Annotated in this window: 20 protein-coding genes and 3 tRNA genes; 19 read left to right on the plus strand and 4 right to left on the minus strand. The window is 51.4% G+C overall.

Annotated features, from left to right (window positions below; all coding sequences use genetic code 11):
• The first annotated feature begins 4 nt into the window (after positions 1-4).
• From thyA to recD, 9 genes are all read left to right on the plus strand, one after another.
• Positions 5-799 carry a thymidylate synthase gene (gene thyA / locus HV261_RS07285; protein ID WP_137382695.1) on the plus strand — a complete coding sequence of 265 codons (795 nt, stop codon included), beginning with the start codon at positions 5-7 and terminating at the stop codon, positions 797-799.
• A 184-nt stretch (positions 800-983) separates the two neighbouring features.
• On the plus strand, positions 984-1,454 hold the full coding sequence (locus HV261_RS07290; RefSeq protein ID WP_202037853.1) for a prepilin peptidase-dependent protein: 471 nt from the start codon (positions 984-986) through the stop codon (positions 1,452-1,454).
• A complete protein-coding gene (locus HV261_RS07295) occupies positions 1,445-2,008 on the plus strand; it encodes a prepilin peptidase-dependent protein (RefSeq protein WP_202037854.1) in 564 nt (187 codons plus the stop codon). Before HV261_RS07290 ends, HV261_RS07295 begins: the two co-directional genes overlap by 10 nt.
• Positions 2,005-2,412, plus strand: a complete 408-nt coding sequence (locus tag HV261_RS07300) for a DUF2509 family protein (RefSeq protein WP_202037855.1) — start codon at positions 2,005-2,007, stop codon at positions 2,410-2,412. The genes HV261_RS07295 and HV261_RS07300 overlap by 4 nt, the downstream gene beginning before the upstream one ends.
• Positions 2,397-2,720, plus strand: a complete 324-nt coding sequence (locus HV261_RS07305; protein WP_202037856.1) for a prepilin-type N-terminal cleavage/methylation domain-containing protein — start codon at positions 2,397-2,399, stop codon at positions 2,718-2,720. The genes HV261_RS07300 and HV261_RS07305 overlap by 16 nt, the downstream gene beginning before the upstream one ends.
• Before the next feature lie 12 nt (positions 2,721-2,732).
• Positions 2,733-6,101: an exodeoxyribonuclease V subunit gamma gene (gene recC, locus HV261_RS07310; RefSeq protein ID WP_202037857.1), complete on the plus strand. Its 3,369-nt coding sequence runs from the start codon at positions 2,733-2,735 to the stop codon at positions 6,099-6,101.
• A 178-nt stretch (positions 6,102-6,279) separates the two neighbouring features.
• On the plus strand, positions 6,280-9,168 hold the full coding sequence (gene ptrA / locus HV261_RS07315; protein WP_202037858.1) for a pitrilysin: 2,889 nt from the start codon (positions 6,280-6,282) through the stop codon (positions 9,166-9,168).
• Positions 9,161-12,706, plus strand: a complete 3,546-nt coding sequence (gene recB / locus HV261_RS07320; RefSeq protein WP_202037859.1) for an exodeoxyribonuclease V subunit beta — start codon at positions 9,161-9,163, stop codon at positions 12,704-12,706. The genes ptrA and recB overlap by 8 nt, the downstream gene beginning before the upstream one ends.
• On the plus strand, positions 12,703-14,538 hold the full coding sequence (gene recD / locus HV261_RS07325; protein ID WP_202037860.1) for an exodeoxyribonuclease V subunit alpha: 1,836 nt from the start codon (positions 12,703-12,705) through the stop codon (positions 14,536-14,538). The genes recB and recD overlap by 4 nt, the downstream gene beginning before the upstream one ends.
• 85 nt (positions 14,539-14,623) lie before the next feature.
• Here the strand turns inward: recD and argA are convergent, their stop codons facing one another.
• Positions 14,624-15,955, minus strand: coding sequence for an amino-acid N-acetyltransferase (gene argA, locus HV261_RS07330; RefSeq protein ID WP_202037861.1), 1,332 nt, complete (start codon positions 15,953-15,955; stop codon positions 14,624-14,626).
• Positions 15,956-16,189: 234 nt separating this feature from the next.
• On the opposite strand from argA, the gene amiC reads away from it, so the two are divergent.
• The 10 genes from amiC (at position 16,190) to HV261_RS07380 (ending at position 25,875) form a co-directional block, all read left to right on the plus strand.
• A complete protein-coding gene (amiC, locus tag HV261_RS07335) occupies positions 16,190-17,443 on the plus strand; it encodes an N-acetylmuramoyl-L-alanine amidase AmiC (protein ID WP_137382705.1) in 1,254 nt (417 codons plus the stop codon).
• A 372-nt stretch (positions 17,444-17,815) separates the two neighbouring features.
• Positions 17,816-18,385: a fimbrial protein gene (locus HV261_RS07340; RefSeq protein WP_202037862.1), complete on the plus strand. Its 570-nt coding sequence runs from the start codon at positions 17,816-17,818 to the stop codon at positions 18,383-18,385.
• Between the two features lie 59 nt (positions 18,386-18,444).
• Positions 18,445-18,975: a fimbrial protein gene (locus HV261_RS07345; protein ID WP_202037863.1), complete on the plus strand. Its 531-nt coding sequence runs from the start codon at positions 18,445-18,447 to the stop codon at positions 18,973-18,975.
• A 10-nt stretch (positions 18,976-18,985) separates the two neighbouring features.
• Positions 18,986-19,546: a fimbrial protein gene (locus HV261_RS07350; protein ID WP_202037864.1), complete on the plus strand. Its 561-nt coding sequence runs from the start codon at positions 18,986-18,988 to the stop codon at positions 19,544-19,546.
• A 9-nt stretch (positions 19,547-19,555) separates the two neighbouring features.
• Entirely contained in the window at positions 19,556-20,146 is a 591-nt protein-coding gene (locus HV261_RS07355) for a fimbrial protein (RefSeq protein ID WP_202037865.1), read from the plus strand.
• Between the two features lie 83 nt (positions 20,147-20,229).
• Positions 20,230-20,955 carry a fimbria/pilus periplasmic chaperone gene (locus tag HV261_RS07360; RefSeq protein WP_326929134.1) on the plus strand — a complete coding sequence of 242 codons (726 nt, stop codon included), beginning with the start codon at positions 20,230-20,232 and terminating at the stop codon, positions 20,953-20,955.
• 44 nt (positions 20,956-20,999) lie between these two features.
• Positions 21,000-23,615, plus strand: coding sequence for an outer membrane usher protein (locus tag HV261_RS07365; RefSeq protein WP_202037866.1), 2,616 nt, complete (start codon positions 21,000-21,002; stop codon positions 23,613-23,615).
• The gene (locus HV261_RS07370; protein ID WP_202037867.1) at positions 23,612-24,199 is read left to right on the plus strand and encodes a fimbrial protein; all 588 of its coding nucleotides are present in this window, start codon (positions 23,612-23,614) and stop codon (positions 24,197-24,199) included. Before HV261_RS07365 ends, HV261_RS07370 begins: the two co-directional genes overlap by 4 nt.
• Positions 24,200-24,210: 11 nt before the next feature.
• On the plus strand, positions 24,211-24,807 hold the full coding sequence (locus tag HV261_RS07375; RefSeq protein WP_202037868.1) for a fimbrial protein: 597 nt from the start codon (positions 24,211-24,213) through the stop codon (positions 24,805-24,807).
• A 12-nt stretch (positions 24,808-24,819) separates the two neighbouring features.
• The gene (locus HV261_RS07380; RefSeq protein ID WP_202037869.1) at positions 24,820-25,875 is read left to right on the plus strand and encodes a fimbrial protein; all 1,056 of its coding nucleotides are present in this window, start codon (positions 24,820-24,822) and stop codon (positions 25,873-25,875) included.
• 122 nt (positions 25,876-25,997) lie between these two features.
• Here the strand turns inward: HV261_RS07380 and HV261_RS07385 are convergent.
• From HV261_RS07385 to HV261_RS07395, 3 genes are all read right to left on the minus strand, one after another.
• A tRNA-Met gene (locus tag HV261_RS07385) sits at positions 25,998-26,074 on the minus strand.
• A gap of 59 nt (positions 26,075-26,133) precedes the next feature.
• Positions 26,134-26,210, minus strand: a tRNA-Met gene (locus HV261_RS07390).
• A 59-nt stretch (positions 26,211-26,269) separates the two neighbouring features.
• Positions 26,270-26,346 (minus strand) — tRNA-Met (locus HV261_RS07395).
• Positions 26,347-26,389: the final 43 nt, after the last annotated feature.

Below are 26,389 nucleotides of genomic sequence, written 5' to 3' on the forward strand. Positions count from 1 at the left end.
AACCATGAAACAGTATTTAGAACTGATGCAAAAAGTGCTGGATGAAGGCACACAGAAAAACGACCGTACCGGAACCGGAACGCTTTCCATTTTTGGCCATCAGATGCGTTTTAATCTGCAGGAAGGGTTTCCGCTGGTTACGACTAAACGCTGCCATTTACGCTCGATCATCCATGAGCTGTTGTGGTTTTTGCAGGGCGACACCAACGTTGCCTACCTGCATGAAAACAACGTCTCAATCTGGGATGAATGGGCAGATGAGAACGGTAATTTAGGTCCGGTGTACGGCAAACAGTGGCGTGCATGGCCAACACCGGATGGCCGTCATATTGACCAGATCACGACGGTGCTGAACCAGTTGAAAAACGACCCGGATTCCCGTCGTATTATCGTTTCCGCGTGGAACGTAGGCGAACTGGATAAGATGGCGTTGGCGCCGTGTCATGCGTTTTTCCAGTTCTACGTGGCGGATGGTAAACTCTCTTGCCAACTGTATCAGCGTTCATGCGATGTGTTCCTCGGTCTGCCGTTCAACATCGCCAGCTACGCCTTACTGGTTCACATGATGGCGCAGCAGTGCGATCTTGAAGTCGGTGATTTTGTCTGGACAGGCGGCGACACGCACCTGTACAGCAACCATATGGATCAAACACATCTGCAGCTTAGCCGTGAGCCACGCGCGCTGCCGAAGCTGGTTATCAAACGTAAACCCGATTCAATTTTCGACTATCGTTTCGACGATTTCGACATTGAGGGTTACGATCCGCACCCAGGCATTAAAGCACCGGTCGCTATCTGATCGGGGCTAATCCTGTCACAACCGGCGCCTTACGCGTCGGTTTTTTTTTGCCTTACATTCCATTCTGCGGCGCTGATTCCTGAAATTTTGTAACGTGATGCAATGCGATAAATATTCTCCGTAGCTTGCCGAAGAAGCTGAATTTCCCCCTCGTTATTAATTTCTCTCACGCCATACTGACGGCATGAAAAAACAACAAGGCTACACGCTTCTCGAAACCCTGATTGCAATGCTGATTGTCGCGGCGCTTGGCGCATCGGGGTTGTACGGTTGGCAGCGCTGGCAACAGCAGCAGCGGTTATGGCAAACAGCCAGCCAGGTGCGGGATTACCTGCTGCAATTGCGTGAAGATGCTAACTGGCGCAATCGTGATCACGTCATCAACGTGCTCCGCGAAGGGGGAACATGGTGTCTGGCAAGCTCAGCGACGTCACAAACTTCATGTCAGCCTGCTTCACCGTTGATATTTACGCCACTCTGGGCTGATGTCGAGATGGTAGAGATAACACCGTCACTGGCTTTTTTCGGCCTACGTAATACCGCATGGGCCGGGCATATCTACCTGAAGAATGCTGCAGGTGAATGGCGTGTGGTGGTGTCTGGTTGGGGACGAATCAGGCTTTGCGAACGCGGTGAGGCGGATCAATGTCGGTAAGTGAACGTGGCTTTTCACTGTTTGAGGTGCTTATCGCTATGGTGATAAGCAGTATTTTACTCCTCAGCGCTGCGCGATTTTTACCTGCGCTGCAGCGCGAGATTTTGCATAACACTCGTCAGCTGGTGCTTGAAGATGAGCTCTGGCAGCGGATCTATACCGTGGCGAAGCATCTCCAGCGGGCTGGCTATTGTCGGGGAAACTGTATCGGAGAAGGGCTGATGATATCAGCCGCGGGAGACTGTGTCATTGCACGCTGGGATGCCAACAGCAACGGTGTCTGGGAAGATATTCCGGCAAAGGAGGCCGATGCCGTTGGGTTTCGTGTTCAAGATAAGGTGCTGGAAACCTTGCGTGGCGCGACAACCTGCGTGGGAAAAGGTTGGGATAAAATGACCGATCCGGATTCTATTCAGATTGAGGTATTTCAGGTGGAACGCCTGAATATCAGCGGATTTGCGCCAGTGCTTTCGTTGCACCTGCGCGGGAGAAGCAACGCCGATCCTCAAAAGGTCATTGAGGCATTCTATGACGTCACAGGGTTCAATCTGTGAACCGCGAGCGAGGTGTTTCATCGCTTGCAATGGTACTTTTACTCCTGGTACTCGGCAGTCTGTTGCTGCAAGGTGTGAGCCGACAGGAGGCGAGTTTTGCGTCGCGGGTGGCAACGGAAAGCCAGTCGCTACAACATCAGGCAGTGGTGCAATCCGCCATGGAATGGGCACGTATGCAGCCCTGGAGCTTGCAGGTGGCAACCCAGTGTCGACGCTATTCCACGCAGGGGGCGACAGTCTGTCTGCGTGTGCTCGACGACGATCTTGTGCTGCTTATTGCGCAATATGAAGGTATATCGTTATGGCGTCAGGGGATGATTATCGAGGGTACTATCGAATTCTCAGCGCATGGCTGGAGCGATTTCTGTCCGTTAAAGGAGCTGGCGCTATGTCTGATACCCTGAACAGACAGCGTGGTTTTAGCCTGCCGGAAGTGATGTTGGCAATGGTGCTGATGGTAATGATCGTGACCGCCCTATCTGGGTATCAGCGGGCGCTAATGAAGAGTTTTTTAGTCAGAAGCCAGTACCAACAACTGTGGCATCACGCCTGGCAGCAAACGCAGTTGCATGTGTTTTCACCACCTTTAAACTGGCAAATTAACCGAATGCAGACAACGGTAGCGGGATGTGTCAGCATCAATGTTAAAATTACTTCCCCTCTGGGCAGGCAGGGTCAGATGATACGACTGCACTGCCCAAATCGTCAGTAGTCAGGAGTCGCTATGTTAAGGGTCTACCACTCCAATCGTCTGGATGTGCTGGAAGCGTTGATGGAATATATCGTTGAGCGCGAGCGGCTGGACGACCCCTTTGAGCCCGAGATGATCCTGGTTCAAAGCACCGGTATGGCGCAGTGGTTGCAAATGACTCTGGCACAGAAGTTTGGTATTGCCGCTAACATTGATTTCCCGCTGCCAGCGAGTTTTATCTGGGATATGTTTGTGCGCGTATTGCCGGATATCCCAAAAGAGAGCGCATTCAGCAAACAGAGCATGAGCTGGAAGCTGATGACGCTGCTACCCCAATTGCTGGATAACGATGATTTCGCACTGCTACGCCACTATCTCACCGACGACACAGACAAACGTAAGCTGTTTCAGCTTTCATCACGCGCCGCGGATTTGTTCGACCAGTATTTAGTCTACCGTCCTGAATGGCTGACGCAGTGGGAGGCGGGGCAGCAGGTGGAAGGATTAGGAGACGCTCAGGCCTGGCAAGCGCCATTGTGGAAAGCGCTGGTGGAATACACGGCTGAACTGGGACAGCCACGCTGGCACCGTGCCAATTTATACCAGCGATTTATTCAGACTCTGGAAAGTACGTCTGACTGCCCGCAAGGCTTGCCCTCGCGCGTCTTTATCTGTGGTATCTCCGCGCTACCGCCCGTGTATCTGCAGGCATTACAAGCGCTGGGTAAGCACATTGATATTCATCTGCTTTTTACCAATCCATGTCGTTACTACTGGGGAGATATTAAAGACCCCGCTTATCTGGCTAAACTGTTGGCGCGTCAGCGTCGGCATAGCTTTGAAGAACGACATTTACCGCTGTTTCGCGATAGTCAGAATGCAGAAGGACTGTTTAACAGCGATGGCGAGCAGGATGTGGGGAATCCGATGTTGGCCTCATGGGGAAAACTCGGACGTGACTACATATATCTGCTTTCGGAACTGGAAAACAGCCAGGAGCTGGATGCGTTTGTCGATATCACCCCTGATAACCTTTTGCATAATATTCAGTCAGATATTCTTGAGCTGGACAGTCGGGCTGTGGCGGGAGTCAGTCTGGAGGAGTATTCACGTAGCGACAATAAACGGTTGCTTGAGCCAAATGATACCAGTGTGACGTTCCATGTCTGTCATAGCCCACAACGCGAAGTGGAAATACTCCACGACCGATTGCTGGCAATGCTGGAAGCGGACCCAACGCTGACGCCGCGCGACATCATCGTGATGGTGGCGGATATCGACAGCTACAGCCCATTTATTCAGGCTGTCTTTGGCAGTGCCCCGGCCGATCGTTACCTGCCGTATGCTATTTCCGATCGTCGGGCGCGTCAGTCTCATCCTGTCTTACAGGCGTTTATTAGCCTGCTTTCGCTACCGGACAGCCGCTTTGTCTCGGAGGATGTGCTGGCATTACTGGATGTGCCTGTGCTGGCTGCGCGTTTCAACGTCAATGAAGAAGGGTTGCGCTATCTTCGTTTGTGGGTCAATGAGTCTGGAATTCGCTGGGGCATTGACGACGACAACGTGCGCGAACTCGCGCTTCCTCCAACTGGCCAGCATACCTGGCAATTTGGTTTAACACGTATGCTGCTGGGCTATGCGATGGAAAGCGCACAGGGTGAGTGGCAGTCGGTATTGCCCTATGATGAGTCCAGTGGTTTGATTGCCGAGTTAGTCGGGCATTTGGCCTCGCTGCTGATGCAGCTTAATCTCTGGCGCCGGGAGCTGGCAGTAGAGCGTCCGTTGGAGGTGTGGCTACCTGTTTGTCGCGAAATGCTGAATGATTTCTTCCTGCCGGATGCTGATACCGAAGCCGCGATGACGCTGATTGAACAGCAGTGGCAGGCCATTATTGGCGAAGGGTTGGGAGCCGAGTATGACGGTGCCATACCGCTTTCGTTGTTGCGTGATGAGCTGGCACAGCGACTCGATCAGGAACGAATCAGCCAGCGTTTCCTGGCAGGGCCTGTCAATATCTGTACGCTGATGCCGATGCGCTCCATTCCTTTCAAGGTGGTGTGTCTGCTTGGGATGAACGATGGCGTTTATCCACGCCAGCTTGCACCGCTGGGCTTTGATCTGATGAGCCAAAAACCGAGGCGTGGTGACCGAAGCCGCCGTGATGATGACCGCTATCTGTTCCTGGAAGCGCTGATTTCGGCGCAGCAAACGCTCTATATCAGCTACATCGGCCGCTCAATTCAGGATAACAGTGAGCGCTTCCCGTCGGTGCTGGTGCAGGAACTTATGGATTACATTGGGCAAAGCCACTATTTGCCGGGCGATGAATTACTCACAAGCGATCAAAGTGAAGCGAAAGTAAAAGCGCACATTACCCGTTTACATACACGTATGCCCTTTGATGCACAAAACTATCTGCCAGGTGAGCAGCAAAGTTATGCCCGCGAGTGGTTGCCAGCGGCAAGCCTGTCAGGCAAAGCGCACACGGATTTTGTCCAGCCGCTTCCCTTTGAAATGCCTGAAACCCTGACGCTGGAAACGCTGCAACGCTTTTGGGCTCATCCGGTACGGGCGTTTTTCCAGATGCGCCTGAGGGTAAATTTCCGCTCTGAAGAGAGCGAGATCCCGGAAACTGAACCCTTTATCCTTGAAGGGCTTAGCCGCTATCAGCTTAATCAGCAGTTGCTTAATACGCTGGTCGAAGAACACGATGCAGAACGTTTGTTCCGCCGCTTCCGTGCGGCGGGGTCGCTTCCCTATGGTGCATTTGGTGAAATTCTCTGGGATACACAACACCAGGAGATGCAGTCGTTGGCTGAGCGCATTATTGCCTGTCGTCAGCCTGGCCAAAGCATGGAAATCGACCTGACCTGTAATGGCGTACAAATTACGGGTTGGCTCCCGCAGGTACAGGAAGACGGATTGTTGCGCTGGCGCCCATCTCTGATAAGCGTTTCGCAGGGAGTGCAACTTTGGCTGGAACATCTTGTCTATTGTGCCAGTGGCGGCGCGGGAGAAAGCCGGTTGTTCTTACGCAAAGACGGCGAGTGGCGTTTCCCTCCACTGGAGGCCGAACAGGCATTACAGTATCTGTCGCAACTTATTGAGGGATATCGGGAAGGCATGTCGTCACCGCTACTGGTATTACCGGAAAGTGGTGGGGCGTGGATAAAAACCTGTTATGACGCCGTAAATGATGCCATGTTAGATGACGATGATACGTTGCAAAAAGCGCGCAGTAAGTTTTTGCAAGCCTATGAAGGCAATATGATGGTACGCGGTGAAGGTGATGATATTTGGTATCAACGCCTGTGGCGTCAACTGGAGCCTGAAACTCTGGAGACTATTGTTTTACAGTCTCAGCGTTATCTGTTACCGATTTTTCGATTTAATCAGTCGTGACGATTGTATAAAAATTGCGCAATTTGATGGCTTCCACTATGATGCGCTTTCTGTCACGGACTGATTCTTACAAAGAGAAGAGGCTGACGCGTTCAGCACAGAGTCTTGCCCTGTTCAGACCACGCTAAATGCGTTGTTTGCAGTGAACAGGTGAATACGTTAATGATGAGGTTTGTGAATGCCCCGCAGCACCTGGTTCAGCGCATTACTGTTGTTCGTCGCCTTTTGGGCGCCCGTAAGTCAGGCAGATACTGGTTGGCAGCCTTTAGCTGAAACCATCCGTAAAAGCGATAAAGATACCCGCCAGTATCAGGCCGTGCGCCTTGATAATGGTATGGTCGTGTTGCTGGTATCCGATCCTCAGGCCGTGAAATCTCTCTCTGCACTGGTGGTGCCAGTCGGCTCGCTGGAAGATCCGGACGATCACCAGGGGCTGGCGCATTACCTTGAACACATGTGTCTGATGGGGTCGAAAAAATATCCACAGCCGGACAGCCTGGCCGAGTTCCTGAAAATGCACGGTGGTAGCCACAATGCCAGCACTGCGCCTTACCGCACCGCTTTCTATCTTGAAGTTGAAAATGACGCGCTGGTCGGGGCGGTGGATCGCCTGGCCGATGCGATTGCCGATCCGTTGCTGGATAAAAAATATGCCGATCGCGAGCGAAATGCCGTTAATTCTGAGCTGACGCTGGCGCGTACCCGCGACGGTATGCGTATGGCGCAGGTGAGCGCGGAGACGATCAACCCGGCGCACCCTGGTTCGCGCTTCTCCGGCGGAAATCTGGAAACGTTGAGCGATAAGCCGGGCAACCCGGTGGAGCAAGCTTTACAAAAATTTCATGAAAAGTACTACTCAGCTAACCTGATGAAGGCGGTGATTTACAGCAATAAACCGTTGCCAGAGTTGGCGAAGATAGCTGCTGACACCTTTGGCCGCGTGCCAAACAGAAATATCGAAAAACCGGAGATAACCGTCCCGGTTGTCACCGACGCGCAAAAGGGCGTCATCATCCACTATGTTCCCGCGATGCCGCGTAAAGTGCTGCGCGTTGAGTTTCGTATCGATAACAACAGCGCGCAGTTTCGCAGCAAAACCGATGAGCTGGTGACCTACCTGATTGGTAATCGCAGCCCGGGAACGTTGTCAGACTGGTTGCAAAAGCAGGGATTAGTTGAGGGCATTCGTGCAGACTCCGATCCTGTCGTTAATGGCAACAGCGGTGTATTAGCGATTTCCGCGACGTTAACCGACAAAGGGCTGGCAAATCGAGATGAGGTTGTCGCCGAAATATTTAGTTATATCAATCTGTTACGTGAAAAAGGTATCGATAAACGCTATTTTGACGAGCTGGCGCACGTGCTGGATCTCGACTTCCGTTACCCCTCCATCACTCGTGATATGGACTACGTGGAATGGCTGGCGGATACCATGATCCGCGTTCCTATCGAACATACGCTCGATGCGGTAAACATTGCCGACCAGTACGATGCCAAAGCCGTTGAGCAACGGTTAGCGATGATGACGCCGCAAAATGCGCGCATCTGGTATATCAGTGAGAAAGAGCCACACAATAAAACCGCTTATTTTGTCAATGCGCCTTATCAGGTAGATAAAATCAGCGAGAAAACATTCGCCGACTGGCAGCAAAAAGCGCAGGGCATTGCGCTGTCGTTGCCGGAGCTGAACCCGTATATTCCAGATGATTTCACGCTGATTAAGACGGATAAAAAATATGCTCATCCGGAGCTGATCGTTGATGAGCCTGATTTACGCGTGGTGTATGCCCCGAGTCAATATTTTGCCAGCGAGCCAAAGGTTGATGTCAGCGTGATACTGCGTAACCCGAAAGCGATGGACAGTGCCAGAAACCAGGTCTTATTTGCCCTGAACGATTATCTGGCGGGTATTGCACTCGACCAGTTAAGTAACCAGGCCGCGGTGGGGGGTATTGGTTTTTCTACTAACGCTAATAACGGCCTGATGCTCAATGCCAACGGCTATACTCAGCGTTTGCCGCAGCTTTTCCAGGCGTTGCTGAGCGGTTATTTCAGTTACACCTCAACAGATGAACAGCTGGAACAGGCGAAATCCTGGTACGCCCAGATGATGGACTCTGCGGAGAAAGGCAAAGCCTACGATCAGGCGATCATGCCGGTTCAGATGCTGTCTCAGGTACCGTACTTCTCACGTGATGAACGTCGTGAGCTGTTGCCATCTATTACGTTGAAAGACGTGATGGCCTACCGTGACACCTTAAAAGCCGGTGCGCGTCCCGAATTCCTGGTGATCGGCAATATGAGTGAAACTCAGGCGAAAACCATGGCTCGGGATATCCAGAAGCAGCTTGGCGCGAACGGCTCACAGTGGTGCCGAAACAAAGATGTTGTGGTAGACAAGCGGCAGTCTGTCATCTTTGAAAAAGCGGGCAGTAGTACGGATTCAGCGCTGGCGGCGGTGTTTGTACCCACCGGCTATGACGAGTACACCAGCTCGGCTTACAGCGCGATGCTAGGACAGATTGTTCAACCGTGGTTCTACAATCAACTGCGTACTGAAGAGCAATTAGGTTATGCCGTCTTTGCTTTCCCAATGAGCGTTGGCCGTCAGTGGGGAATGGGCTTCCTGTTGCAAAGCAGCGACAAGCAACCGTCCTATCTCTGGGAACGTTATAAGGCATTTTTCCCGACGGCGGAAGCGAAGCTGCGGGCGATGAATGCTGATGAGTTCGCACAAATTCAGCAGGCGATCATCGCGCAAATGCTGCAGGCTCCGCAAACTTTGGGGGCCGAAGCCTCTCAGTTAAGCAAAGATTTCGATCGCGGCAATATGCGCTTCGATTCACGTGATAAAATCGTGGCTCAGATTAAACTGCTGACGCCGCAAAAGCTTGCCGACTTCTTCCATCAGGCGGTGGTTGAGCCGCAAGGCATGGCGATACTGTCACAGGTTTCCGGTAGCCAGAATGGGAAAGCAGAATATGTGCACCCGGAAGGCTGGAAAGTGTGGCAGACCGTCAGCGCGTTGCAGCAAACCTTACCCCTGATGAGTGATAAGAATGAATGATGCCGCTGAGCCCCTTGATCCCCTACGCTTGCCCCTGACGGGTGAGCGTCTGATTGAAGCCTCTGCAGGCACCGGTAAGACCTTTACCATCGCCGCCCTGTATTTACGTTTACTGCTTGGACTGGGCGGCTCTGCCGCCTTTCCTCGTCCTCTGACTGTTGAAGAGCTGCTCGTGGTTACTTTCACTGAAGCTGCGACAGAAGAGCTGCGAGGTCGAATTCGTAGCAACATTCATGAACTACGCATCGCCTGCCTGCGTGAAACCACGGATAACCCGCTCTACGCCCGTTTGTTGGAAGAAATCGCCGATAAAAAGCAGGCCGCACGGTGGTTGTTATTGGCTGAAAGACAGATGGATGAAGCCGCGGTGTTTACCATCCACGGCTTTTGTCAGCGCATGCTCAGTCTGAATGCCTTTGAGTCAGGCATGTTGTTTGAACAGCAGTTGATTGAGGATGAATCGCTGTTGCGCTATCAGGCCTGCGCAGACTTCTGGCGTCGACATTGTTACCCGCTGTCTCGCGACATTGCACAGGTTGTTTTTGAAACGTGGAAAGGTCCACAGGCGCTGCTAAGGGATATCGATCGCTACCTGCAGGGTGAATCCCCGGTGATTAAAGCACCACCGCCAGCTGATGAAACGCTGGCCGCCCGGCACGAAAAAATTCTGACGCGTATCGACCAGATTAAGCAACAATGGCGTGATTCCGTCGCTGAACTGGACGGTCTACTGGAAGCATCCGGGATCGACCGGCGTAAATTTAATCGTGGTAATCAGGGAAAGTGGATCGAAAAGATCAGCGCCTGGGCACAGGAAGAAACCCGGAGCTACCAGCTTCCTGACGCACTGGAGAAATTCTCTCAGCGTTTTCTGGAAGACCGCACCAAAGCTGGTGGTGTAACCCCTCAACATCCGCTGTTTGTCGCGATTGATGAACTGCTGAGTGAACCGCTGACAATCCGCGATCTGGTGATCACCCGGGCATTGTCGGAAATCCGCGAGGCGGTCGCCCAGGAAAAACGCCGACGCGGTGAGCTGGGTTTTGACGATATGCTCAGTCGCCTGGATGCGGCGCTGCGTAGCGAAAGCGGCGATGCGCTGGCGGCGGCTATTCGTACCCGTTTTCCGGTGGCGATGATCGATGAATTCCAGGATACCGACCCGCAGCAATACCGTATTTTCCGCCGTATCTGGCAGCATCAACCGGATACAGCGTTGTTGCTGATAGGCGATCCTAAACAGGCTATTTACGCCTTTCGTGGCGCGGATATTTTTACCTACATGAAGGCGCGTAGCGAAGTCAGCGCGCACTATACGCTTGATACTAACTGGCGTTCGGCCCCAGGCATGGTCAACAGTGTCAATACGTTGTTCAGCCAGATGAGCGACGCTTTTATGTTCCGCGAAATCCCCTTTAGCCCGGTGAGATCCGCAGAGAAAAATCAGTCGCTACGGTTTGTGCTGGAAGGGGAAACGCAGCCGGCGATGAGTATGTGGCTGATGGAAGGGGACAGCTGTGGCGTGGGGGATTATCAGAGCTTTATGGCCCAGGTGTGTGCGACACAAATTCGCGATTGGCTTAAAGCCGGGCACTCTGGCGAAGCGTTGCTGGTCAGCGGTAAAACGTCCAGGCCGGTACGCGCATCTGATATCAGCGTACTGGTGCGCAGCCGCCAGGAGGCGGCGCTGGTACGCGATGCGTTGACGCAACTGGCCATCCCATCGGTATATCTTTCAAACCGTGACAGCGTCTTTGATACGCTGGAAGCGCAGGAACTGTTGTGGGTTCTGCAGGCAGTGATGACGCCGGAGCGTGAAAATACGCTGCGTAGTGCGCTGGCAACCTCAATGATGGGATTGAATGCGCAGGATATTGAAGCGCTGAATACTGACGAAAAAGCCTGGGATGCGGTTGTTGAGGAATTTGATAGCTACCGACAGATCTGGAATCGACGCGGTGTGATGCCGATGCTGCGCGCGTTGATGTCCGCTCGCCATATTGCGGAAAACCTGCTGGCAACGGCAGGGGGCGAACGCCGTCTGACCGACATTTTGCATATCAGCGAACTGCTCCAGGAAGCGGGATCGCAACTGGAAAGCGAGCATGCGCTGGTACGCTGGCTATCGCAACATATTCTGGAGCCTGACAGTAATGCGTCCAGCCAGCAGCTCAGGCTGGAAAGTGATAAGCATCTGGTCAAAATCGTCACTATCCATAAATCAAAAGGGCTGGAATATCCGCTGGTCTGGCTGCCATTTATCACCAATTTCCGCGTCCAGGATCAGGCGTTCTATCACGATCGCAGTTCGTTTGAAGCCGTGCTGGATCTCAGCGAAGCGGACGAAAGCGTCGAGCTGGCAGAGGCGGAACGCCTGGCAGAAGACTTGCGTTTGCTTTACGTCGCGCTTACCCGCTCGGTCTGGCACTGCAGCCTTGGCGTGGCGCCGTTGGTCCGCCGTCGGAGCGATAAAAAAGGGGATACCGATGTGCATCAAAGTGCTCTTGGTCGCCTGTTGCAACGGGGTGAACCAATGGATGCCGCAGGTCTGCGTAGCGCTATTGAGGCGCTGTGCGGTGAGGATATCGCCTGCCTGACGCCGAATGAACCGGATGGTGAGCGCTGGCAGGTTGTACAGCCCGCCAGTTCTACGTTGAATGCAAAAATGCTGCAACGAACGCCTGGTGACAGTTGGCGTGTTACCAGCTATTCCGGTCTGCAACAGCGTGGGCATGGTATCGCACAAGATCTGATTCCACGTCTGGATATCGACGCGGCAGGCGTCGGTGAAGCCATTGAGGAATCAGGCCTTACGCCACACCAGTTTCCTCGCGGTGCGTCACCAGGAACATTTTTGCATAGCTTGTTTGAAGATCTGGATTTCACCCAGCCGGTTGAGCCAGTGTGGGTACAAGAAAAGCTCGCGCTTGGCGGATATGACGCGCACTGGGAGCCCGTTCTGACGCAGTGGCTGAATACTATTTTGCATGCGCCGCTCAATGAAACCGGCGTGAGTTTGAGCGATCTTTCTGCGCGTGAAAAACAGGTGGAGATGGAGTTTTACCTGCCGATTTCGCAACCGCTGGTAGCCGACCAGCTCGATGCAGTGATCCGTAAATACGATCCTCTTTCGGCCGGCTGCCCGCCGCTGGACTTTATGCAGGTACGCGGCATGCTGAAAGGGTTTATTGACCTGGTGTTCCGCCACCAGGGGCGCTATTACCTGCTCGACTACAAGTCAAACTGGCTGGGTGAAGACAGTTCTGCGTATACCCAACAGGCAATGGCCTCAGCCATGCAGGCGCACCGCTACGATCTGCAGTATCAGTTGTATACCCTGGCGCTGCACCGTTATCTGCGCCATCGCATCGCTGATTATGACTATGAACGCCATTTTGGCGGCGTTATCTATCTTTTCCTGCGCGGCGTTGACGGCGACGATCCGCAGCAGGGAATTTACGCTACCCGACCAGACGGAGAATTGATCGCGTTGATGGACGAGATGTTTGCCGGTGCGGTACTGGAGGAGAGGCAATGACAATCCAGAAACGATTGCTGGAGGCCGTAGAGCAAAAACAGCTCCGTCCTCTGGATGCACAGTTTGCGCTGGCGGTTGCCGGAAACGACAGCCCAGCCGTTACGCTGGCGGCGGCTCTGCTTAGCCGTGAAGCGGGCGAGGGGCACGTTTGTTTACCGCTTTCCCGGCTATCTTTACGCGAAGATGCCCATCCGCTGTTGAGCGCCTGGCTGTGCGAGGCCGGTGAACCGGAAGACTGGGCGGAATGTCTGCTGGCCTCCGCTGCGGTAAGTCACGGCGAACAGCCAACGCCGCTGGTGTTATATGACAATCGCCTGTATTTGAACCGTATGTGGCATAACGAACGCGCGGTGGCGCACTTTTTCAGCGAGGTTAACCAGGCCATTGAAGTGGACGAGCCACGGTTGACCCGCACGCTGGAAGCGCTCTTCCCACCATCGGAGGGAGTGAACTGGCAAAAAGTGGCGGCTGCTGTGGCGTTGACCCGCCGTATATCGGTGATCTCCGGGGGACCAGGCACCGGTAAAACGACAACGGTAGCCAGGCTGCTGGCAGCATTGATTCAGATGGCGGAGGGGGAGCGTTGTCGTATCCGTCTGGCGGCGCCGACGGGAAAAGCGGCAGCGCGTCTGACGGCATCGCTGGGGGCTGCACTGCGTGAGTTACCGCTGACCGATGAGCAAAAGAAACGTATTCCCGATGATGCCAGTACGCTGCACCGATTGTTAGGTGCACAGCCAGGCAGCCAGCGTCTGCGCCACCATGCGGGTAATCCACTGCATCTGGACGTGCTGGTGGTGGATGAAGCTTCGATGATTGACTTGCCGATGATGTCGCGCCTTATTGAAGCGCTACCGCCGCACGGACGGGTGATTTTTCTTGGCGATCGTGACCAGCTTGCCTCCGTTGAGGCGGGGGCGGTGCTGGGAGACATTTGTGCATTTGTGAATGACGGATTTACCGCGGAACGTGCCAAACAACTTAGTCGGCTGACCGGTAGTCCCATTCCAGCGGGAGCCGGAACCCAGGCCGCGTCTTTACGTGACAGTTTATGCTTGCTGCAAAAGAGTTACCGTTTTGGCAGTGATTCTGGCATCGGTCAACTGGCTGCGGCCATTAATCGGGGTGACAAGACCGCGGTTAAAACCGTTTTCCAGCAGGGATTTAGCGATATCGAAAAACGCACGTTACGCAGCAGTGAAGATTATGCCGCGATGCTGGATGAAGCGCTGGCGGGGTATGATCGCTACCTGGATTTACTGCGTGAAGGGGCTGCGCCGGACACCATTATTCAGGCCTTCAATGATTATCAGTTGCTGTGCGCACTGCGCGAAGGTCCATTTGGCGTTAGCGGATTGAATGAGCGCATTGAGCAGACGATGGTGCAAAAACGTAAAATTCCCCGTTCGACGCACAGTCGTTGGTATGAGGGAAGGCCGGTGATGATTTCGCGCAATGACAGTTCGCTGGGGTTATTTAACGGTGATATCGGCATTGCGCTCGATCGTGGACAAGGGCTGAGGGTGTGGTTTGCGCTGCCGGACGGTTCGATTAAGTCGGTGCAACCCAGCCGCTTGCCGGAGCATGAAACGACCTGGGCGATGACGGTACACAAATCTCAGGGTTCTGAGTTCGACCATGCGGCGTTGATTTTACCCAGCCAGCATTCCCCCGTGGTTACCCGCGAGCTGGTTTATACCGCTGTGACCCGTGCCCGCCGCCGCTTGTCGCTGTATGCCGATGAGCGGATTCTGAGTAGCGCCATTGCCACGCGCACTGAACGCCGCAGCGGATTGTCAGCATTATTTAATGACGGCCTGCAGCGTGCCTGATGGCGACGCTAACGCCTCTTATCAGGCCTACGGTGCCAGCGAGGTAGGCCGGATAAGGCATTTATGCCGCATCCGGCAATGACCACTATCCCAGATCCGCCATCAATACTTTTGACCGCCGCTGATAGTTGTACATCTCTTTTTTGCTTTCCGGCAGCAGATCGATATCGACCGGCGTGAAGCCGCGCTCCTGGAACCAGTGAATGCTGCGCGTCGTCAGCACGAACAGCTTGCTGAGCCCCATCTGTCTGGCCTGCACAGCGATCCGCTCCAGCAAAACTTCACCGCGGGATGAGCTACGGTAGTCCGGATGTACTGCCACGCACGCCATTTCACCAATCTTCTCCTCCGGAAAAGGGTACAGGGCTGCACAGGCAATGGTCAGATTATCGCGCTGAATTATGGTGAACTTGTCGATCTCCATTTCCAGTTGTTCACGGGAGCGACGCACCAGAATACCTTGCTGCTCCAAAGGACGAATCAATTCCAGAATGCCGCCAATATCGTTAATGGTGGCGCGACGGATCTGCTCGGCGCTTTCCATCACGATTTGCGTACCGATCCCATCTCGGGAGAACAGTTCTTGTAACAACGCGCCATCTTCCTGATAGCTAATCAGGTGACAACGGCGCACGCCGCTACGGCAGGCTTTAACGGCACCGCGCAGGAAACGCACCGTACCGGAGCTGTAATCACCTTTCTCTTCCTGTGACTCAACACGCGCTTGCGCTTCGTTGGGAAAGAGTTCGGAAACAATATCGCCATGATCGTTAGTCACCCCTTGAGAGGAGCAAAAACCGATCATTTTCTCTGCTTTCAGTTTGATCGCCAACTGGGTGGCAACCTCTTCGGAGGTCAGATTAAAGCTCTCACCGGTCACGGAAACAGCGACCGGGCCCAGCAGAACAATAGCGCCGCTGTCCAGTTGACGGTGAATCGCTTCTTCATCAATTCGACGAATACGTCCGCTATGGCAGTAATCCACACCGTCATCCACACCCAACGGTTGCGAGATAATAAAATTACCGCTGACCACATTGATGTGTGCGCCCTGCAAAGGCGTATTGTTCAGGCTCATCGACAGGCGGGCGGTAATATCAAGCTGGAGCAAACCCGCAGCCTGCTTGACCAGCTCCAGGGTTTTGGCGTCGGTAACGCGCGTATTTTTGTGATACACCGGTTCATGGTGATGCGCGGCCAGATTGGCATCAATCTGCGGCCGTGCGCCATAGACTACGACAAGGCGAATGCCGAGGCTATGAAGGAGACCAATGTCATTGACGATACTGGAAAAGTTTTCATGCTCGATGGCTTCGCCGCCCAGCATAATGACAAACGTTTTTCCCCGATGGGTATTAATATAGGGAACAGAATGGCGGAATCCCTGTACCAGTTCGGTTCTGCGCTCCTTCACCACGGCACACCCTCATTGCATGATTATTCGTAATTTGTGTATTTTTATTCTGTTTTAGCACTATGCGCAAGCGTAATTTTTACCCCTGCCGAAGATTTTTCTCAGTAATGCCGTGAATATAAAAACAATGTTTACCCTTTTATAGATGACAGATTATGCGTCATTCGCTAAAGTTTCCGGTCAATTCGGACGTTTTACGTATTACCTCAATATAGATTTCTTTTGCTCGGGAGAAGCATGTCGGGATCCAACTCAGCAATCAGTCGCCGCCGTTTACTGCAAGGTGCGGGTGCTATGTGGCTTTTAAGCGTCAGCCAGGTCGGTTTGGCTGCCGTGAGTCAGGTCGTTGCCGTACGTATCTGGCCTGCGTCCAGTTATACCCGCGTTACGGTGGAATCCAACCGTCTGCTGAAATACAAACAGTTTGCCCTGAGTAATCCTGAGCGTGTGGTTGTCGATATTGAAGGCGTCAATTTGAACTCGGTGCTCAAGGGCATAGGGACGCAGATCCGCCCGGACGATCCCTACATTAAGTCCGCACGCGTCGGGCAGTTTGACCCGCAGACCGTGCGGATGGTGTTTGAACTGAAACAAAATGTGAAACCGCAACTCTTTGCTCTGGCTCCCGTAGCCGGTTTTAAAGAGCGTCTGGTGATGGATCTCTATCCTGCCAATGCGCAGGATGTCCAGGACCCTCTGCTGGCGTTGCTGGAAGATTACAACAAAGGCGATCTGGATAAACAGGTGCCACCTGCGCAAAGCGGCCCACAGCCGGGTAAAGCGGGGCGCGATCGTCCGATTGTTATTATGCTTGACCCAGGCCACGGCGGAGAAGACTCCGGTGCCGTGGGGAAATACAAGACACGTGAAAAAGATGTGGTATTGCAGATAGCCCGTCGCCTGCGAGCGCTTATCGAGAAAGAAGGCAACATGAAGGTCTATATGACGCGTAATGAAGATATCTTCATTCCGTTAAAAGTGCGCGTGGCGAAAGCCCAGAAACAGCGTGCTGACCTGTTTGTTTCTATTCATGCCGATGCGTTTACCAGTCGCCAACCCAGTGGTTCGTCGGTGTTTGCACTCTCAACCAAAGGCGCGACCAGTACAGCGGCAAAATATCTGGCACAAACCCAGAACGCCTCGGATCTCATCGGTGGCGTCAGCAAAAGCGGTGATCGCTACGTTGACCACACCATGTTTGATATGGTGCAATCGCTGACCATCGCCGACAGCCTGAAATTTGGTAAAGCAGTGCTGAATAAGCTGGGTAAAATTAACAACCTGCATAAGAATCAGGTTGAGCAAGCTGGATTCGCGGTGCTGAAAGCGCCGGATATTCCCTCTATCCTCGTAGAAACGGCATTTATCAGTAACGTTGAAGAAGAGCGCAAGCTCAAAACGGCGACCTTCCAGCAGGAAGTGGCGGAGTCGATTCTGGCCGGGATTAAAGCTTATTTTGCTGATGGCGCGACGCTGGCGAGAAGGGGATAAATACACGCCCTGGGCATTCTGACGCAATAAAATGTACGAATGTCCAGGGGGGGGATATTATAGTTGAATTATTTACAGGTCTCGTTAATATCGTCAAATGGGTGTCAATATAATTTTATATTTAGAGGGTATTAAATTATTTGTTTGATTAATGTTTGATCTTGTCTTATTCATGTTAAATATATAATTTATTTTTATATCCATCCTTAATAGATGGATTTTTTGCATTTATTTTTTCCTAAAATAAACTTAATGCTTTATTCTCGCTAGATAGTCTGCCTTTCCCTGAAATACAATCTTAATGCATAACCTCTGGCAGGAATGCAATCATCGCAAACTGCGGTTTTTGGATATATATTAATAAGGGAAACGATGAAAAAATTAACTATTGCGGCTATCGCTATGGCATTTGCAGGTAGTGCTTTTGCTGGCGATCAGGACACAGCAGATATTCATTTTGCTGGTGAAGTGCAGACTAACATCTGTACAGCGTCGCTTGTGGGGGGCGGGACTTCAGTGCAACTGGATCCAACGGATGTTAAGACTGTCTCGGCAGCGACTACCGACTCGGTAATGAAGAAAGATTTCGCCGTCTCTCTGGATTGCACCGCTCAGGGCTCCAAAGATAGCATTAGCGGTGCGGGCTATAACACCGTAACAGGGTATCTGTCACCGGGAAACGGGACATCAATAAACTCCAGTACTCCTGCGCTGGATAACACCAACGTTACGGTGGCGGGTGCGCAAGGGGTTGGTTTCCAGGTCCAGAATAAAGATGACGGCAATGCAGTCCAGACTTTTACTTCTGCGGATGGATTTTCGAAAGCGATTGATACAGATGCGCCAATGCTGTTCAGTTATAACGTGGGCTACCTGAAAACGGGTACCGTCAGCGGTGGTCTGGTTGCGGCTGATGCCATGTTTATCGCAACCTATCAGTAATAAAAATAATATCAGGCAGGGCTGGTCGAGTCCTGCTTTTTGTTCTGCAAGGAGAGAACATGCGTAAAGGAATACCGTTATTGTTGCTCCTGATGATATTTGGCCAAAAGTCCCTGGCGGCTGACTTTAGTGTATCGGGGAACATTTTTAAAAAAACCTGTACCCTACAAACGGGAGACGGTACTTCAATCGCCCTAACAGAGGTGAGTACGCAGACATTAAGCGACTCGACGACCCTCGTTTCCGCGAAAGAATTTATTATTAACGTCGATTGTAGTAGCCCAATGTCAGGCTGGCCGATCTGGGATGAAGTGACGGGGAAGTTTACTACCAATGGTGAGGTCGATAACAACGTAAAAGCGTTAAAAAATACGATTGTCGATGCCAGCGGCGCAAAAAATGTCGGGTTACAGATTAAAGATAAAACGACTGGGGCCATTGTTGATTTCAGTACAACGCAGCAGTTCACACTGTCTTTGGGCGATAACGATAGCGCCTTATTTCGCTTTGAAGTTGGTTATATCAGCCTCGGTGAACCTGGGAAAGGCGATGTGCATGCGGCGGCGACCTTTACCCTGACCTACGCCTGACGGAGTGCCGGTGAATAAATTAATTGCTCTACTGCTATCTGGGCTTGTGTGGGGGAACTCAGCGTGTGCTGCCGATACGCTGGAATATGATTTTACCGGTCGGGTAACGGAGACAACCTGTAAGGTTGAGCTTTACAATATGAATGGCTCATCGGCTACCAGTATTTTCGGTGAATTTAAAAGAGATGCAATGCCAGCCATCGGCGACATTGTGTGGACGTATGCGGGGGGGAAGTATGGCAACGCCTTCTATTTCCGCGTCACTTGCCCGTCCGGGAATGCGGCGACAGAGGTGACCGGCAAAATCAGTACATCGCAGGAAGTTGATGCTGCCACCATGGCACTGAAAAATATGAATGACAGCACCAATCAGTTCGGCATTGTACTTAAAGATACCGATCAAAATAAGATGATCGATTTCAGCACGGTCGAGAATACCCAATCTTTTACTCAGCAGGGGGATACTCGGGTGGCGGATTTTAATTTCGACGTGGGGATAGTGCGTTACGGCGAGAGTGTTGATTATGGTAGTGTGGCGTCGTCCATTGTATTTTCTGCGACCTTTCAGTAAGGAGAATACATGAACTATTTCCCGTTTTTTTTATTCCTGATGGTTTTTTCTGTCTATAGTGCAGATAGCCTACAGACACCGGAAATCCCCATCGAAGTGAAAATTTCCCCTTACCCCGTGGAATGTAATATTTGGATGGAGGTTAATGGTGTGAAAACCACGGTAATTACCCTGGATACCGTCTCTTTACAGGATATTCAGCAGGCCACCACTACCGCAAAACCATTTACTGTCCGTATTGTGTGTACTGAACTCTCTGAAGGTTTCCCGTTCCATCTTCGCTGGTCGACCACGGGAGAGGTGGATTCAACAACCCAGGCTCTGAAAAATACCACTTTTTCAGGGGCGAACAATGTTGGTTTTGTGGTGAGCGATCAATCGATATCCCCTGCTTCCGTGGTGAATTTTGAGTCGGGGAGCAGTAAAAGTTACTCCATTATAAGCGCTGATTTAATCGCTGGTAATAGCGATTGTTATGATTTGGGGGGAAGTTATTGTAAGAACTGGGCAACTGAATATTCGGTTGGCTATATAACCTATGGCACGGCTGGGGCGGGTATGGTTACCGCCGAGGCAACAGTGACTATCAATTTTGATTAAATAAGTTGGGTGTGTTTTTATTTGATTTAGATATTTCCAGAGTCTGAAAATTCATATTATTGTAAAAATGAAAGGGATTTTATATGAAAAAATGTTTATATTCGACTTTGATGGCGTTCTCATTGGCCTTGAGTAGCACGGCGTCATGGGCCAGCGTAGTGATTCAGGGGACGCGGGTTATTTATCCTGAAGCGGCGAAAGAAGTCACGGTAAAAATGGTCAATGAAGGCACATCGCCTTTATTAGTACAGTCGTGGCTGGATGATGGTAATGAAAATGGCGATCCGGCCAAAATGAAGTTACCGTTTATTGTTACGCCACCGGTCTCGCGTCTTGATCCGCAAAAAGGTCAGAGTGTGCGTATTAACTGGACCGGTCAGGCATTGCCACAGGATAAAGAGAGTATTTTTTGGTTTAACGTGCTGGAAATTCCGCCTAAAGATAAGAGTGTAGAAGGCAAAAGTAAGCTCAATCTGGCGCTGCGTTCACGCATTAAATTCTTTTATCGCCCGACGTCACTGCAGGGCAGTTTTATTGATGGTTTGAATAACGTTAAGTGGTCGCTGGTCAACGATGCGGGTAACGTGGCGATCGTCCTGAAAAATGACTCACCCTATTATCTCTCACTGATAGGCGGCTCGGTATGGGCTGGGGCGAAAAAATACGATTATAAGCCGAAAATGTTGAGCCCTCTTAGCGAAGAGCGCTTTGTTGTGCCACAGCTCACGACGACGTCCGTTAATAAAGTGTCATGGGTTGCGTTGAATGACTACGGTGCAGATTCGGAAGTTGTCAAAACGGTTAAATAAAACCAGCACGCGTTGTTTTACAGGATTATTAATATAAGGGAAGGATGGTGCGCCGATTATCTCGAGCTGTTTATTTATCAACGTTGCTGTCCGGTTTTTTTTCTCTGGCATCCGCACAGGCGGATGAAAGTATTCCTGAAGAAAGCGCCAGCCCTGAGCCTGAGATTGTGGAGTTTAGTGACGCCTTTTTAATGGGGGAGGCGAGCAGTCAACTTGACCTGAAGCGTTTTTCACGCGGAAATCCCGTTCTCCCTGGTACATACAACGTTAAAGTTTTCCTTAATGGCAAGGAAATGTTCAAGACGCAGTTGACCTTTAACGAAAATAATACCGATTATGCGTCGGCATGCTTTACCCATGCGCTGCTGGAGCAGCTTAATGTGAACCCCGAGTCATTGCATCAGGAGGATGAGGACGCCTGCTACGATCTGGTCGCCACGCTACCAAAGTCATCTAGCCGCTACGACCCGTTGACTCAGGAGCTGGATGTGACGATCCCGCAGCTTTATCTGGTCAGCCACCCGGCGGGATATATATCGCCCTCGCGTTGGGACGCCGGGATCCCGATGGCGCTGCTTTCTTATAACGCCAACGCCTGGCATAGCAAAAGTGACAATACCACGCAGGACACCTTTTACAGTGGGGTGATGTTGGGGGTTAACCTTGGTGCATGGCGTTTACGTTCGAATGGCGCGTACAACTGGGATAACGACGACGGCGGAAGGTACAGCAGCTACGATCTGTTTGTTGCACGCGATATTGTGCCGTTACGCGCAAAACTGGAAGCGGGAGACGTACGTACCAACGCTAACATGATGGATTCCGTCGCGCTGGATGGCGTGCACCTTTACAACGATGCGCAGATGGACCCATCGGCCAATAGCTATGTGCCGGTTATTCGTGGCGTAGCGAATAGCAATGCTAAAGTGACCGTACGCCAGGAAGGGCGTATTGTCACGCAGGTTACTGTCCCGCCTGGGCCGTTTGCCATCAGTGATTATTATGCCGCGCAGAACGGCAGCGATCTGGATGTTACCGTCGAGGAGTCTGACGGTAGTACTCGCGTATTTTCTATGCCCTATGCCTCTATTGCCCATTTGCTGCGTCCTGGCGAAGTGGATTGGGATATCGGTATCGGCACGGTGGATAAAGACACGGTTGATGAAACGCTGTGGGCAGGTGTCGCCACCGGCTCTTATGGCCTGAGCAATATGTTTACCGCCTACGGCGGTGTGCAAATGGTAGAAAATTTATACACCGCCGGCATGCTCGGTGTGGCAATGAATACCAGCATCGGGGCATTTTCATTCGACGTGACGCATTCACAAACTACTGCTGATGACGTTGGCACCTTAAAAGGGCAGAGCTACAGCCTTAACTACAGCAAAAATTTCACGGCGACGGGCACCACCTTCAGCGTGGTCGGCTACCGTTTTTCCTCAGAAAACTACTTTTCGATGAGCGATGCGCTGTCGCTCAAAAATACGCTGGATAATTATGCTTCTGATAACAACACCTCCACCCAGGAGGCGTATCACGCGTATACGCATACGCGCAATGAGATACAGGCCAACATCTATCAGGACGTCACTATCGATGATGAAAGTTTTGGCTCGTTTTATCTGAACGGGACCTGGCGTAGCTATTGGGGCGATGATGGCAATACGTCGCAGTATTCCGTGGGGTATAGCAATTCTGTGGGGAGTGTGAGTTACAGCATTTCCGTCCAACGCAGCTATGACGAGTTTGGCGAAGCAGACGACAGCATCAACCTTGGTTTCTCTATCCCGTTGGGATCGGGCTCCAGCTCGGACTATCGCCCGTTCTCCAGTATGAGCATCAACAGCAGTAGCGATTTTAAAGGTAACGACAGTATCAGCGCGATGGCGACAGGGAACTCGCGAGACAATATGTATAACTACTCTCTGAACACCACCAGCAGTCGTAACAAAGACAGCGAAGATCTCACCACCATCGGCAGTTGGGTGACGCGCAACGGCGCCTACAGCACAACCTCATTGTCAGCGACGCAAGGGCTTAACGGCGATCAACAGTACTCGCTGAGCACAACCGGCGGGCTGGTGCTGCACAGTGGCGGGCTGACGCTGGCTTCCGGCTATTTAACGCCAGACTCGGCGATGGCGCTGGTGCACGCCAGCGGTGCCAAAGGCGCGTCCGCCTCGACGGGCAATGGGCAGGTAGATGGTTTTGGCAATATGATCGTTACCAGCCTGAGTCCCTACCGGGAAAACACTGTTGGTCTGAATATTGACACCATGGAAAACGATGTTGCGATCGATAACACCACTGGCGTCGTGGTACCGACCAGTGGAGCGCTGGTGCGCGTGAATATCGAAACCGATGCCCGTAAGGCATTTATGCTGGAGCTGACGCGCGATGATGGCGGGTTTATTCCGCTGGCGGCGGATGTGCAGGATGGCGCTGGCAACTCGGTCGGCACCGTCGGCCAGGCGGGGATCGCCTTTGTGCGCGGCGCGGAGGACAGCGGCACGCTTTCCGTTATTTGGGGTAATGGCGCTGAAGGGCGCTGCCAGGTGAGCTATCAGTTGGATGATCATGCCAGCATGATCGGTAAAACGCCGCTTATTTCCGGCCTGCGCTGCCGGATCGCTTCAGCCAGCATAAAGGTGACGCCATGATACATAACCAAATTTTTCGTCATTTAGCATTTGGCCTGTTTTCATTTTGCTTTAGCGCCGCGGCTTTTGCCGCTTGTGAGTCTACCAATGTGTCCCAATGTATAGGGAGTAGCAAGAATGTTCGTGTAACGCTTACTGCAACGCTTGCAACCCCTTCATGTAATGTCTCTTTGGGCGGGGAGAGTAATCTGGGAGGCAAATCTATGACCGTGGATTTCGGTCAGATTATCGCTACCGATCTGGGGATTTCTTCGAGTGGGGAGTCGCGCTATGTTCGCCCTTTAGGCATATTTTTAACGGGTTGCGATAATATTCTTCATAAAGTGTTGGTAACGTTTTCAGCGCCTGTCCCCTCCGGTAATGAGGAGCGTATAGTTGATGAGACTTTATATGTGACTATTGGAATAAAGGACCGGGTCAGCGCTTCTTTCGTCACATTTAATAAAGAGAGAGACATAATTTTAAAGAGTAGCGATGAGGGATATGTTGCTATGTACGATATATATCTTTTTAAACAATACGTAAATAACCTCAAAATTGGTAATTTGGATAAGTCATTTCAGATTATTGTTCGTTATAACTAAACGGGATTATTATGCGCTATTATATTGCTTATTTATTCACGGCGATCTTGTCTTCTCCGACTTTAACGATGGCGGCAGAGACGTTTATTACCGCGCCAATGATGGATGTTACCGTAAAGGCAGCGATCACATTACCCGTATGCAATATTAATGTTATACAGAATGTTGTCCTTCCTTATGCCTATCCTGAACAGTTTGCTGCTGGCGGCATATTTAGCTCTTTAGGACCCACTGATTACAGTGGGGGCGACATCTATACGCCGTTTAATATTACGCTTACTAACTGCGGTAGCGAGACGGCGCCAATACCCAGGACACTACGTTTAACAGTGAGTGGTTATTCAGAAGTGGATGGTGTATTTAAAGCAATTTATTCAAATGCAACTGATGTTTATTATAGTACAAACCTCGGAGTTGTTATCTTTAATACGGATGGCGCCAGCGCGAGAAATGTCCTGTTGAATGAAATTATCTTAACCAATCAAACAGCGACGGATAGTGAACAAGTTTTCCATTTCGCGGCGCGTTTTCAGAAAGTGGACACGGGTGAAGAGGTTGTGGCCGGGTCTTATGTGGCGAATGTTTCCGTGACTGCAGCTTATGAATAAAAAGGATATTTGATGCTGAAAAAATATGGTGTTATCACGCTGCTACTGTTGGGGTTATGTGGCGTTCGCAGCGTATTGGCGAGTTGTTCATTTACCACTCCGGCGGAACAATATATTAATCAAACAATGACATCATCGCCCATAACGGCCGTCACGCTGAGCGGCAAGGGGATGGCCCTGAGTATGCAGCAGTTATTCCAGAGTTCGGTACTGTCCGGTGGGCCGGTAATTTCCACCTGTAATCCGACCACGGGGGGCTCTATCCCTGTTTCAGGGCGTAGTTGGTCTGTTATTGCACTATCTAAAACGATGCCTGATGGAGGATTTTTGATAATGGCAGGTGGATCATCTGCATCTGACTTTGGTTATGGATTCTGGTATACCGTAACGTATGGTGATGGTAGCGGGAGCTTCTCGGGGCATCTTAAGAAAGGAACGATGTTCTATGCGACACCTGCTCAGCTTAATGGCGCTAAGTGGGAGATTCAGGCCGAATTATGGTATTTGGGCGGAAATTATGGCGATCAGATCAAAGATAAGCAGATTAGAGCCTTTGACACGACGACTTTTGGAATAGGTTTTGCTGGTGTCGATAAAGGGTTCTATTTTTATTCCCCTGCCATTCCGATTACGCCAACCACATGTAACTTGTCCGTTGACAGGACAAGCGTTGATTTTGGTGCGTTTAACTTTCTACAATATGGAGGCGGTGGCGCTAAAAATGGGCCGACGCAATCAATTTCAGTGCGCAACAATAATTGCACGATGCTAACTAAAATAGAGTATCGCATACTGAGCAATGGCAATCCGGTGAGTTCTGACCAGCATTTGTTACTCAACAAACTGACTGGCGATGATGCTGCCAGTGGTTTTGGTGTCGCGTTCTATTCCTATGTCACATTTATTATTGATGCTCCTCCGGGGACCAACTTCGAGCCAGTCCAGTTCAATACAATGGACCCTGATAACTTCGGCCAGTCGATTTACCTTTATCTTGAGCCCGACGGAACGCCGTTAAGGAATGGAAAATTCGAGGCTACCGCTACCATTAACGTTAATTACTATTAATCCCGGCGACTACCGCCTGTATCAGATGCAGGCGGACGGCAGATACAAAAAAACCGCATCAAGCTCAACGCTTTTGCGGTTTTATTTTTAAGGCCTTATTAAGCGACCTTAACAGATTGTGTTGGTTGCGGGGGCCGGATTTGAACCGACGACCTTCGGGTTATGAGCCCGACGAGCTACCAGGCTGCTCCACCCCGCGTCCGTCTTTTTGCTTTGTATTTCAAATTACTTTGCAAAAACTTTACATCAAATTTTAATTGGTTGCGGGGGCCGGATTTGAACCGACGACCTTCGGGTTATGAGCCCGACGAGCTACCAGGCTGCTCCACCCCGCGTCCGTCTTTTTGCTTTGTATTTCAAATTACTTCGCAAAAATCTTACATCAAATTTTAATTGGTTGCGGGGGCCAGATTTGAACTGACGACCTTCGGGTTATGAGCCCGACGAGCTACCAGGCTGCTCCACCCCGCGTCCGTGGATGCGCACTATACTCTGCTAATGATTTCATGCAACC

It is taken from the genome of Citrobacter sp. RHBSTW-00671 (assembly GCF_014103415.1).
GTDB lineage: Bacteria > Pseudomonadota > Gammaproteobacteria > Enterobacterales > Enterobacteriaceae > Citrobacter.